This is a genomic window from Acidovorax sp. SUPP2825, from assembly GCF_030158995.1.
Taxonomy (GTDB): Bacteria; Pseudomonadota; Gammaproteobacteria; order Burkholderiales; family Burkholderiaceae_C; genus Paracidovorax.
The window spans coordinates 1-12,309 of record NZ_BQXK01000006.1 but is presented as its reverse complement, the minus strand read 5'-3'; the positions used below and the strand labels follow the sequence as shown (position 1 = coordinate 12,309).

Sequence of the window (12,309 nt, the reverse complement as noted above, 5' to 3'; positions counted from 1 at the left end):
GGGCGTTGCGGGACATCGCCATCAGCGCGCGGTGCTGGCGGGGGTGGAGGCGGGTTGCGCCGCGCTGGAGGCCGCGGCGGCCTGCGCCTTCGCGCGCTGCTGCAACTGCTGCGCGGTCCGGGGTGGCTCGCCATCCACCACCTGCGCCACGTCGATTCCGTCCCGCAGGCGATCCAGCCCTTCCAGCACGACGGAATCGCCTTCGGCCAGGCCCTGGGTCACGACCAGGCGCTCGCCATCGCTGGCACCCAGCGCCACGCGGCGCAGCACGGCTTTACCGTCCCGCACGGTGTACACGTAGGGGCCCTGACTGCCGTGCTGAACCGCATCGGCCGGCACGACGAGGGCGTTCTCCAGCGTGCGCACTTTCAGCCGCACGTTGACGAACTGGTTGGGAAAGAGCGCGTCGTCGGCATTGTCGAACTGGGCCTTGAGCCGCAAGGTGCCGGTGGCCGTGTCGATCTGGTTGTCCAGGGTGGTCAGCCGGCCGGTACCCAGCAGGGCGGCTTCGGCACGGTCCCAGGCCTGCACCACCAGGGGCCGGGCGCCGCGTGCGCCGGCACGCACGGCCGGCAGTTGGGTTTCGGGAATGGCGAACAGCACCGTGATGGGGTGCGTCTGCGTGATGGACACCAGGCCCTGGGCATCGGCCGTCGCGACCAGATTGCCCGCATCGACCCGCCGCATGCCCAGGCGGCCGGCCACCGGGGCCTCGATCCGCGTGTACGACAGCTGCAACTGGGCCTCCTGCACCTGGGCGCGCACGGTCGCCAGGCTGCCGCGCAGTTGGGCCACCAGGGCTTCCTGGGTTTCCAGCTGCTGCCGCGCGATGGAGTCCTGCTGCAGCAGCGTGCGGTAGCGCGCCACGTCGCGCTCCGCGCTCTGCAGCTGCGCCTGCATCTGCTGCTGCAGGCCCTCGGCCTGTGCCAGTTTCACGCGAAAGGGCGCAGGGTCGATCTCGGCCAGCACCTGACCACGCCGCACCTCTTGGCCCTCCTGGAACAGCACGCGCGCCAACTGGCCGTCCACGCGGCTGCGCACGGTCACGCTTTGCAGCGCAGTCACGGTGCCGATGGCCTTGATCTGCTCGTCCATGGCCTGCCGCTGCACACCCACGAGGCGCACCGGAATGGGACCGCTCCAGGGGCTGGGCCCTGTCTCCTGCAGCGCAGGCTGGCGCCACATCAGATACCACGCCACCCAGGCCAGCAACACCAGCATCACGCAGCCCAGCAGCCGCAGCCAGAGACGGCGTGTGGATGCCGCCGGCATCCGCTCAGAAACCATTTCAACCATGTCGGGCCCGTTGAGGGGGAGAAGAGTGCCAGCGCCGCGGGCGCAGGAAGCGGGTGCGCAACCCGGCGAACCGGGCGGCGCAGCGGCATTGTCGGCCTCATGCGAAGACGGGGCAGTGGGGACGTGTGCGGTGCGATGCCCGGTGGGGGTTGGCCGCCTGCGAATTTAGCCGAAAGAACGGTCTAAATGATAATGACTTTTAATTGGAAGGTGATCTGTGCCACCACGAAAAAGCGCCCGGGCCGCTGTGCGACCGGGCGCTGTGCATCGAACGGCTATTTCGGTGGTGTGGCGCCACCGAACCCCGTGCGCGAAGGGATCAGCCAGCCAGACGCTTTTCCAGCGCGGCCTTCGTGTCCAGCAACGCGGCAGGCAGGTGGTAGGCCAGTTGATCGAAATGGGCCGTGTGCAGCTTCAGCTCGTCGGCCCAGGCGGCGGCATCGATGCGGGTGACCGTGTCGAACTGGGCCGGAGTGAATTCGATGCCCGTCCAGTTGATCTCGCCGTACTGGGGGGCGGTGCCGATCGGCGTGTCCTGGCCGCTGGCCTGGCCTTCGATGCGGTCGATCATCCACTTGAGCACACGCATGTTGTCGCCATAGCCGGGCCAGACGAACTTGCCGTCGTCGCCCTTGCGGAACCAGTTGGTGGTGTAGATCTTCGGTTGTTGTGCGCCGGCGGCGGCGATTTTCTCGCCCATGTTCAGCCAGTGCTGGAAGTAGTCGCTCATGTTGTAGCCCATGAAGGGCAGCATCGCGAACGGGTCGCGGCGCACCACGCCCTGCTGGCCGGCGGCGGCGGCAGTGGTCTCCGAGCCCATGGTGGCGGCCATGTAGACGCCCTCCGTCCAGTTGCGGGCTTCGGTCACCAGCGGCACGGTGGTGGAGCGGCGGCCGCCGAAGATGAACGCGTCGATCTTCACGCCCTTGGGGTCGTCCCAGGCTTCGTCGAGCGCGGGGTTGTTGGTGGCAGCCACGGTGAAGCGCGCGTTGGGGTGGGCGGCCTTGGCGCCGGTTTCCTTGGCGATCTGGGGCGTCCAGTCCTTGCCTTGCCAGTCGATCAGGTGGTCGGGCAGCTTGCCGGTGTCCTTTTCCATGCCTTCCCACCACACGTCGCCGTCGTCGGTCAGCGCGACGTTCGTGAAGATCACGTTCTTGTCCAGACTGGCCATGCAGTTGGGGTTGGTGTGGTAGTTCGTACCCGGGGCCACGCCGAAATAGCCGGCTTCGGGGTTGATGGCGCGCAGGCTGCCATCGGCCTGGGGCTTGATCCAGGCGATGTCGTCGCCGATGGTGGTGACCTTCCAGCCTTCGAAGGCCTTGGGTGGCACCAGCATGGAGAAGTTGGTCTTGCCGCAGGCGCTCGGGAAGGCGGCGGCCACGTGGTACTTCTTGCCTTCGGGGTTCGAGACACCCAGGATCAGCATGTGCTCGGCCAGCCAGCCCGGGCTACCGGAGGGGCCGCCAGCAGCCGCGCGGCCCATGGTGGAAGCGATGCGCAGCGCGAAGCACTTCTTGCCCAGCAGCGCGTTGCCGCCGTAGCCCGAGCCATACGACCAGATCTCGCGCGTTTCGGGGTAGTGCACGATGTACTTGGTCTTGTTGCAAGGCCAGGACACGTCCTTCTGGCCGGCTTGCAGGGGTGCGCCCACGGTGTGCACGCAGGGCACGAAGTCGCCTTCCATGCCCAGCACGTCGTACACGGCACGGCCCATGCGGGTCATTATCTTCATGTTCACGGCGACGTAGGGGCTGTCGGACAGCTCGATGCCCACGTGTGCGATGGGCGAGCCCAGCGGGCCCATGCTGAACGGCACCACGTACATGGTGCGGCCCTTCATGCAGCCGTCGAACAGCGGCTGCAGCGTGGCGCGCATTTCGGCCGGTGCCATCCAGTTGTTGGTGGGACCGGCGTCTTCCTTCTGGGCGGAGCAGATGTAGGTGCGGTCTTCCACACGGGCCACGTCGCTCGGGTCGGACCAGGCAAGGTAGCTGCCGGGGCGCTTGGCGGGATTGAGTTTCTGGAACGTGCCGGCATCGACCAGTTGCTGGCAGAGGCGGTCGTACTCTTCCTGGGAACCGTCGCACCAGTAGATGGTGTCGGGCTTGCAGAGGACAGCCATGTCGGCCACCCAGGCGAGCAGGCGGGCGTTTTTGACGTAGGCGGGGGCTTTGAGATCCAGGCCTTGCATGGTGGGTGCGTTCATCGGGAGCTTCCTGAAGTTGAAAAACAGTTTTTTCAAAGGAAGCTGCCGACGAGCGGCGCGACGTGGGGGCCTGCGCATGGGTCTTCTGAGCGCTGCCTTTGAAAAAACGGCTGGATGCTCAGTCGGCGGGCGGGGAGTGCGGCGAGAGCTGCAGGGTCCGCGGGTCGGCTGGGATGACGATTTTATGAATCCCACCCGCGCCTGTCTGTCAGACAGGCATTACTTTCATGCAAAAAAGGCATTGGGTTATGTGAGTGGTGAGCATGATCTGGACTGCCATGTCGCTGCCGGGACAAATCTGCCGGTTTTTCCGTAGTCGCCTGCTTGCATGCCCTGCGGATTTCTCCGAAAGTTCAATTACCGCCCGGCAGGTAAAAAATGGATTGCAGTGTTTTGGCCGTGGCGAGATTCCATGCCACACAAGGAGATATATGGACTTCCAGACCTTGCAACTCGCGGTGCAGGACCGCATCGCCGTCGTGACGCTGAACCGGCCACCGGTCAATGCCCAGAACGCGGAGCTGCGTGCCGAGATCACGCAGGTATTCGATGAATTGTCGGATCGGGAGGACGTCTCGGTCGTGGTGCTGACCGGCGCAGGCAAAGTTTTTTCCGCGGGTGCCGACATCCGCGAGCGCCCCAACCTCGGTGCGACCGCGGGCGCCTACGGCCGCCACAACCGGCTGGTGCGCGAATCGTTCTACGCCGTCGTCGAATGCTCCAAGCCCGTCATCGCGGCCATCAACGGGCCCGCCATGGGTGCGGGCTTCGGTCTGGTGATGGCCTCCGACATCTGGGTGGCCTCCGAGGACTGCTATGTATCGATGCCTGAGATCAACGTAGGGCTCGCAGGGGGCGTGACTTTCCTGCAGGAGGTGTTCGGCCGTTCACGCGCACGTCGCATGTTCTTCACCGGCATGAAGGTCAGTGGCGCTGAACTCTATCGCCTGGGCCTGGTGGAGGCGTGCCTGCCTGCCGAGGAACTGATGCCCTACGCGATGGACCTGGCGCGCGAGATCGCATCCAAGAGCCCCATTGCGCTGCGACTGGCCAAGGAGGCTGCACGACTGACGCAGCTGATGCCGTCGCGCGACGCCTATCGCTACGAGCAGGGCAACACCGTCGCGTTGTCCAAGACGGAGGATGCCAAGGAGGCCCAGCGCGCCTTCCTGGAAAAGCGCGCTCCGGTTTACGTGGGCCGCTGACGGGCAGAGAGAGCCGCCGGGCCTGCGCCCAGGACGCTGCTGCAAAATGGAGGCTGCACGACACCATCCCCATCGCAGCGATGCGAGGGGTTTGTGGCACCGGGGCGGCGCCGATCCGTCGCCCGGCCGGCTGCCAGAACTACAAAAGAGAGGAGGCCTCCCCCTATGGCAAACCGTCCAGCCGCTCCGGCGAACGACCCCGTCGACTCTGCGCCCACGACCCGCTCCGACACCCGGCAGGAACAGCTCATCGACATTGCATGCCGCCTGTTTGCGCAGCGCGGGTACGAGGGCACTTCGCTGCGTGACATCGCCGAAGAGGCCAAGATCACCAAGGCGGCGCTGTACTACCACTTTCCCAACAAGGAAGCGCTCTACGAGCGCATCGTGCTGGAATCCATGCAGGCGCTGGTGGACTCCGTGCGCGAGGCGATGGCCGGGGGCGCCACGCCGGTCGACAAGGTGCGGTTGTTCATGCAGTCGTCGGCCGACTTCCTCGACCGCAGCCGCCATTCCTGGATCGCTGGCTCCAACGCCTTCTGGTCCGGCAGCGCGGTTGACCCGCGTGCCATGGCCGTCTATCTGCGCGACGAGTACGAACACCTGCTGCGCGACAGCATCGCGCAGGCCACCGCAGCAGGGCAGTTCCGCGCGGTGGACCCGGCCATGGCCGGGCGCATGCTGCTGTCCATGCTGAACCACATCGCGCGGTGGCATGTGCCTGGAGGGCGCCTCACCACCCGGCAGGTGATCGAGCAGTACCTCGACATGGCGTTCGGCGGCCTGCTGCAGTAAAGCGCCACCTTCTCCCGGGCACCACCCGAGCCGCCCCGGCCTGCGCCGGGGCGGCTTGTTCGTTTCTGGCCTTCCTGGCGCGCGGCGCGGGTTTTCCCTGTTTATTTACTTGCCGGCCGTTTAGTAGACTTTTCGCAGGAGTCTACCCATGCGCACTGACCGACGCCATTTCCTCTTTTTGCCCTGGAGTGCAGGCTTGGCCTGTGCCCAGGCGCGGGCGCAAGGCGTGGTGGGCGTCGAGGGACTGGTGGGGTCCAGGCCCGTCCAGATCGTCGTCCCCTATGCCGCAGGCGGTCTGACGGACAACCTGGCACGCCCGATCGCGTCGGCCCTCTCGGCGCGGTGGTCCCGGCCGGTGTTGGTCGACAACCGCAACGGCGGGGGCGGCACCATCGGTACGGCGGTGGTGGCGCGCGCGCCGGGCGATGGCCATACGCTGCTGCTCACGGCATTCGGCTACATCGCCAATCCGCTGTTGATGAAACAGCTGCCTTACGATCCGCGCGCCCTGACTCCCCTCGCCATGGTGGGCGACACTCCCAGCGTCCTGTACGTGAGCACGCGCCTGCCCGTCACGTCGGTGGCCGAGTTGGTGGCCTACGGCAAGGCACACCCGGGCAAGCTGGTGTTCGCTTCGTCCGGCAATGGGTCCAGTCCGCACATCGCCGCAGAACTGCTGGCGTCCCTCACGGGCATGGACATCGTGCATGTGCCTTACCGCGGCAATGGGCCCGCGCTGAACGATCTGCTGGGCGGTCAAGTGCATGCCATGTTCGATTCTGTGGCGTCGTTGTCCCATGTGCGCAGCGGACGGCTGCGGGCACTGGGCGTTGCGAGCACCGCCCCGCTGGCCCGGGCGCCCGATCTGTTGCCCATTGCCCAGTCCGGCGTGCCGGAGCTGGCCCATTTCACCGCAGGGGGCTGGTTCGGCTTTTTCCTGCCGGCATCCATTGCGCCGGCACTGCAGCGATGGCTGCATGCCGAGTTGCGTCAGGTTCTGGAGCAGCCCGCCGTGCGCGAGGCCGTGGAGCGTGCCGGTGTCGAGCCCCGCAACCTAGAGCTGGAGGCCTTTGCGGCTTACCTGCGCGCGGAGAGCGAGCGCTGGGCCCCCGTTTTCCGTGAACGCAACATCCAACTGGACTGATGCGTGCCGTGGCGTCCACCCCGCCTGCGTGCGCAGCCGCCACGCCGCGGGACTCCACCGGCACCCGCCCTGACGGCCGCACCGTGGTCCAGGGCTGTGGCTTCCTTCTTTCCTGCAACGAACCGGGGCTAGCGCCCCAGCACTTCCAAGCACCATGACGATCCCCAACCCTTCATCGCACACCCTCGACCCCTACGATGCCTTCCGCGAGGAACTGCGCCAGTTCGCCGAGTCCGAATGCCCGCCGGCCCTGAAGGAGGTCGTTCGCACCAACCAGAAGGTCACGCGCAACGAGTACCGCATCTGGCAGGAAAAGCTCTTCGCGCGCGGCTGGGGTGCGCCCAACTGGCCGGTGGAATACGGCGGCACAGGCTGGGACCTGCAGCAGCGCTACTTGTTCGAGGAGGTCACCGCGCAGGCCGACTGCCCGCCCCAGTATCACCACGGCCTGGGCCACATCGGCCCGGTGATCATGCACTTCGGAACGCCCGAGCAGAAGGCGCGCTTTCTGCCGCGCATCCTGGACGGCAGCGAGTGGTGGTGTCAGGGCTACTCCGAGCCCGGCGCGGGCTCGGACCTGGCGTCGCTCAAGACGGCGGCGGTGCGTGATGGCGACCACTACGTGATCAACGGGCAGAAGATCTGGACCTCGCACGCGCAGGAGGCCGACATGATGTACACGCTGGTGCGCACGTCGAACGAGGGGCGCAAGCAGGCCGGCATTTCGCTGCTGCTCGTGCCCATGGACACGCCGGGCATCGAGGTGCGGCCCATCCCCACGATCGACCATTGGCACCACGTCAACGAGGTGTTCCTCAACGACGTGCGCGTGCCCTGCGCCAACCTCCTGGGCGTGGAGGGCGAGGGTTGGAAGTGCGCCAAGTTCCTGCTTGACCGTGAGCGGCTTTCGCCCGCGACGGTGCCGCGCCTGGCCCGCCTGGCCGAGCAGGTCGGGGAACTGCTGCGCGCGCGCGGCGCTGGCGGATCGGCGCCCAGCGCAAGCCAGCATGTGCTGCTCGAACGCCTGTACCTGGCCCAGGCCGGCGTGGCGGGCGCGCGCGAGATGCTGCTCAGCGCGATCCAGGAGGAGATGCAGGGCACGCTGGCAGCCTCGAAATCGTCGGCGCTCAAGCTCTACTGCTCGGACCTGTCCCAGCAACTCATCGGCATCGCGCTGGACATCGCCGGTCCCGAGTACGCCGCACGCCTGGTCGATACCGTCGCGGCCACGGGTCAGGAGGTGGCAAGCGATGCGGACGACTCCCTGCGCCAGCTCATCCACACCTACCTGTTCTACCGCTCGCGCACCATCGCCGGGGGCACGAGCGAAGTGCAGAAGAACGTGATCGCCCGCGACCTTTTCGGAGCCTGACCCATGACATTCCACGCGACGCCGATGTTTCCCGGCGACCTCTATGACACCACCGCCCGCGTCGCCGCTGCGGCGCCCGTGACCGAGACCTTCGAATCCCAGGAGCCCAGCGAGACCTGGAGCCAGTTCCTGCAACTGGGCTGGCAGGGGGTGCTGATCGACGAGGCGCACGACGGCGCCGGAGCCTCGCTGGGCGACGTGGCCGCCATCGCCGAAGCCGCGGGCCGGCATGCCCTGGCGCAGCCCCTGGCCGCACGGTGTGCCGTGGTGCCCCTGCTGCTGGCCGGCCTGCCGGGCGCCAGCGACGTGCTGCGGGCCATGGCTGCGGGCGAGGCCTCGGTCTGCCCCGTGCTGGACACGGGCCCGATGCCCCTGGCTGCCGTGCGCGATGGCGATCGCCTCACGCTCAACGGCCGCCTGCATGGCGCCGACCTGACCGAGCCCGCCACACACTTCGTGTTCGTCGCCACGCAGGACGATGGCCTGCCGCTGCTGGTGCTGGCACCGCGCGATGCCGTGCCGGGCCACGCCAGCACCTGGCTGGGCATCGACGGGCGCCAGACGGCCGACATCGCCCTGGCCGGCGTCACGCTGGCGGCGTCCAGCGTGCTGGCGCAGGGCGAGGACGTGTACACCCGGGTGGAGCGCGCCAGCGCGGTCGGCGGCCTGCTGGCCTGCGCCCAGACCGTGGGCGCCATCGGCGCAATGATCGAGCAGACCATCGAGTACCTCACCACGCGCGTGCAGTTCGGCGTGGCGCTGGCCACCTTCCAGGCGCTGCGCCACCGCGTGGTGGAGATGTACGTGGCCTACGAGAACGTGCGCGGCATGGTGCGCCGGCAGGTGCTGGACCTGTGCGAAGGCCCGGCCGGCAGCGCGCCGCGCGACATCGCGCTGGTCAAGCTCTACCTGTCGGTCACGGGGCGCCAAGTGGCCGAGTCCGCGATCCAGCTGCACGGGGGCATCGGCATGTCGCGCGAACTGCCCGCGGCGCGCCTGGCCATGCACGCACTGGCCTGCAGCCTGCAGTGGGGCGATCGCTTCGCGCACCTGGACCGCCTGGCGCGGCCCGCGCTGCACTGAGCTGCCCCGGCCACGCCACCCTCCCGAACCGACCAGACAGAGACCCCCGTACAGAAGGACGCTTCCCCATGCATTCGTTGCTCCCCCTGTTCCACCCCACGTCGGTCGCCCTGGTGGGCGCCTCGTCGGACCCCGAACGCATCGGCGGCAGGCCGCTGCGTTTCATGCTCGAAGGGGGCTTCGAGGCGCCGCTGTACCCCGTCAACCGCATCGGCGACACCATCCAGGGCCTGCCGGCCTACGCCAGCGTGCGCGACATCCCGCACCCCGTGGACCACGCCATCATCTGCGTGCCCGTGGCGGGCGTGGAGGCGGCGGTGCGCGACAGCATCGCCAAGGGCGTGAAGGCCATCCAGGTGCTCACGGCCGGGTTCGCCGAGGTGGACGCCGAGGGGCGCGCGCTGCAGGACCGCATCGTGGGCCTGTGCCGCGATGCCGGGGTGCGCATGGTCGGCCCCAACTCCCTGGGCCTGCTGAACGTGCCCACGCGCTTCTTCGCCACCTTCTCCACGGCGCTCAATGGCTTAAAGCCGCGCCCCGGCCCCATCGCGCTGGCCACCCAGAGCGGGGCCTTCGGTTCGGCCGCCTACGGCGCGGCATCGTTGCGCGGACTGGGCTTCAGCAAGATCGTGGCCACGGGCAACGAGGCGGATGTGGATGTCGCCGAGTGCATCGACTACCTCGTGGACGACCCCGATACGCGCGTCATCTGCGCAGCACTCGAGTCCTGCCGCGATGGCGATCGCCTGCGCGCCGCCCTGCTCAAGGCCGCGCATGCCGGCAAGCCCGTGGTCATCATGAAAGTGGGGCGCACGGAGCTGGGTGCGGCCGCCGCATCCACGCACACCGGCTCGCTGGCCGGCGACGACGCGGTGTACGACACGGTGTTCGAGGAGTGCGGCGCCTGGCGCGCCGCTTCGATCGAGGAGATGCTCGACATCGCCTACCTGCACTCCACCGTGGGCCGGCTGCCGCAGAACACCGATGTCGGCGTGGTCACCGGCTCGGGCGGCATCGGCATCCTGATGGCCGACGACGCGGGTGAGCGCGGGCTGCAGCTGTCGCCGCTGCCGGCCGCCGCGCGGGCCGCGGCGCTGGAGCTGCTGCCCTTTGCCGTGGCCAGCAACCCCCTGGACATGACGGCGCAGGTGACCGCCGTACCCCAGGGCGTGCCGCGCACCGTGGCACTGATGCTGGACCAGGCCGACTACGGCACCGTGTTCGCCTACCTGGCGCATGTGGGCCTGTCGCCGCAGCGCTTCGCGGCCACACAGGCCGAGCTGATCGCGCTGAAGCAGCGCCATCCGCACCGGCTGCTGGTGCTGGTCATGCTCTCGCTGCCGGAGGTGAATGCGGCGCTGGAACAGCACGGCATCGCCGTGTTCGAAGACCCGTCGCGCGCCGTGCAGGCGGTGGCGGCGCTGGCCCACGTGCACCAGCGCCGGAGCGCCCTGCACCTGCCGCCCCCGCCGAACGGGCCTTCCGCGCCGCTGGGGAACGTGGCCACCGAAGACGGCGCCAAGCGTGCGCTGGCGGCCGCGGGCCTGCCCGTACTGCCCGAGCGGATCTGCCGCAGCGCCACGGAAGCTGCCGAGGCGGCCTCCGCCATGGGCTACCCCGTGGTGGCCAAGATCGTCTCGCCCGACATCGTGCACAAGACCGAAGTGGGGGCGTGCTGCTGAACCTGCCCGACGCGCAGGCCGTGGCCGAAGGCTTTGCCACGCTGATGCAGCGCGCGCAATCGGCCCGGCCCGATGCCCGGCTCAATGGCGTGTTGGTGGCGCCCATGCTGAAGGGCGGCGTGGAACTGATCGCCGGCATCCACCGGGACCCGACCTTCGGACCCATGGTGATGTTCGGCTCGGGCGGCACGGCCGTGGAGCTGTTCAAGGACGTGGCCTTCGCGTCGGCACCGCTCACGCCGCAGCGTGCCCGGGCGCTGATGGAGCGCGTGCGCTCCACACAGTTGCTGCGCGGCTGGCGCGGCGGTCCGCAGTACGACGAACAGGCCCTGGCCGACGCGCTGTGCAGGCTGTCGGAGTTCGCCTTCTCGCATGCCGATCAGATCGAGAGCATCGACATCAACCCGCTGGTGGTGCGGGTGCAGGGCGCCGCCTGCCTGGATGCTGTGATCGCCGTGCGCGCCCCCGCGCCAGAGGACTCCCATGGTACCCATTGAAGCGCGCCTGACGGCGCTGGAGGCCGGGTGGCAAGCTCTGGCCGACAAGGATGCCATCCGCGAATGCCTGTACCGCTACAGCCGAGGCATCGACCGCTGCGATGCAGAGGCCCTGCGCAGCGCCTACTGGCCCGACGCTACCGACCGCCACGGCCCCTACCAGGGCAGTGCGGAGGGATTCATCGACTGGGCCCTGGACAAGCTGCCGGGGGGCGGCCGAATGGTGCACCTGCTGGGCAATATCGCGATCGAACTGCGGGGCGAGCAGGCCGCGGTCGAGAGCTACTTTCAGGCCTTCCAGACGGGTACCGGCGCCCAGGGGACGGCCGCCGAGACCTTTCTGTGCGGCCGCTACATCGACCGCTTCGAGCGCCGCTCGGGCCAATGGCGCGTGGCGGCCCGCACCGTGGTCTACGACTGGATCCGCGAGGCGCCCGCCGCCCCGGGCACGGATGCGCAGCGCTTCGGCGTGCGCATGCCTGTGGGCGCGCACAAGCCGGCGGATGCGTGGTATGCGCTGCTGTCTGGATTACCCGATGGATAATTTCGACGCCTGATTTTCGTTGGGCTTCAATAATAGCCTGGATGAATAATCCGGGCTATTCGTGCTGGATTTTTAGATTTTCGAATGGGTTTTCTTTGATGGTCGGTGAATACCCGTAATCGATCGGTGCATACCCTGCAATTGCTATGTAGGTCATTGAAATCAATAGGATTTTTTCTTACCATTTTTTAACCGGTCGACAGGTAACTGATGAATTTGCTTTGGGTGGCCGGTCATGTGCCAACCCTGGCGGGTGGCGATTCATATTGCTGCGTGAGGAGACATTCGATGTCGGAAATATTCAACAAAACAGCCGGCTGCATTCGCCGGGGCATCCAGGGCACGCCATCACGCGTCCTAGAGCGTGTTATGAACTTCCCGCCGCAGCTAGCACCCGTGCAGCGGCGGGCAACATGAGCACTGCAAACACCAGAAAATGTAGCCCGCCGAGCACTTCCGGCAACCGCTCATAGTCCCGGGAGAGC

The 12,309-nt window shown here is 67.7% G+C and carries 8 protein-coding genes and 2 pseudogenes; 7 read left to right on the top strand and 3 right to left on the bottom strand.

The window, feature by feature from the left end:
* Positions 1–21: 21 nt before the first annotated feature.
* Positions 22–1,296 carry an efflux RND transporter periplasmic adaptor subunit gene (locus AVAK2825_RS09175; protein WP_284396978.1) on the bottom strand — a complete coding sequence of 425 codons (1,275 nt, stop codon included), beginning with the start codon at positions 1,294–1,296 and terminating at the stop codon, positions 22–24.
* A 319-nt stretch (positions 1,297–1,615) separates the two neighbouring features.
* Entirely contained in the window at positions 1,616–3,502 is a 1,887-nt protein-coding gene (locus tag AVAK2825_RS09170) for a phosphoenolpyruvate carboxykinase (GTP) (protein WP_284396974.1), read from the bottom strand.
* A 431-nt stretch (positions 3,503–3,933) separates the two neighbouring features.
* Between AVAK2825_RS09170 and AVAK2825_RS09165 the strand changes: the two genes are divergently transcribed.
* The 7 genes and pseudogenes from AVAK2825_RS09165 to AVAK2825_RS09130 all read left to right on the top strand — a co-directional run bounded on the left by AVAK2825_RS09165 (position 3,934) and on the right by AVAK2825_RS09130 (position 11,824).
* The gene (locus AVAK2825_RS09165) at positions 3,934–4,707 is read left to right on the top strand and encodes an enoyl-CoA hydratase/isomerase family protein (RefSeq protein ID WP_272566129.1); all 774 of its coding nucleotides are present in this window, start codon (positions 3,934–3,936) and stop codon (positions 4,705–4,707) included.
* Between the two features lie 165 nt (positions 4,708–4,872).
* The gene (locus tag AVAK2825_RS09160; protein ID WP_284396968.1) at positions 4,873–5,502 is read left to right on the top strand and encodes a TetR/AcrR family transcriptional regulator; all 630 of its coding nucleotides are present in this window, start codon (positions 4,873–4,875) and stop codon (positions 5,500–5,502) included.
* 148 nt (positions 5,503–5,650) lie between these two features.
* The gene (locus AVAK2825_RS09155) at positions 5,651–6,646 is read left to right on the top strand and encodes a Bug family tripartite tricarboxylate transporter substrate binding protein (RefSeq protein ID WP_284396965.1); all 996 of its coding nucleotides are present in this window, start codon (positions 5,651–5,653) and stop codon (positions 6,644–6,646) included.
* Positions 6,647–6,800: 154 nt separating this feature from the next.
* Positions 6,801–8,018 (top strand): acyl-CoA dehydrogenase family protein, encoded by a 1,218-nt coding sequence (locus AVAK2825_RS09150; protein WP_284396963.1) that lies wholly within the window; start codon positions 6,801–6,803, stop codon positions 8,016–8,018.
* Positions 8,019–8,021: 3 nt separating this feature from the next.
* On the top strand, positions 8,022–9,101 hold the full coding sequence (locus tag AVAK2825_RS09145) for an acyl-CoA dehydrogenase family protein (protein ID WP_284396961.1): 1,080 nt from the start codon (positions 8,022–8,024) through the stop codon (positions 9,099–9,101).
* Positions 9,102–9,169: 68 nt separating this feature from the next.
* A pseudogene (locus AVAK2825_RS09140) lies at positions 9,170–11,280 on the top strand (acetate--CoA ligase family protein).
* Entirely contained in the window at positions 11,267–11,824 is a 558-nt protein-coding gene (locus AVAK2825_RS09130; protein ID WP_284396954.1) for a nuclear transport factor 2 family protein, read from the top strand. Before AVAK2825_RS09140 ends, AVAK2825_RS09130 begins: the two are co-directional and overlap by 14 nt.
* Positions 11,825–12,191: 367 nt before the next feature.
* On the opposite strand, the pseudogene AVAK2825_RS09125 reads toward AVAK2825_RS09130, so the two are convergent.
* A pseudogene (locus AVAK2825_RS09125) lies at positions 12,192–12,309 on the bottom strand (IS5/IS1182 family transposase); the annotation flags it as partial.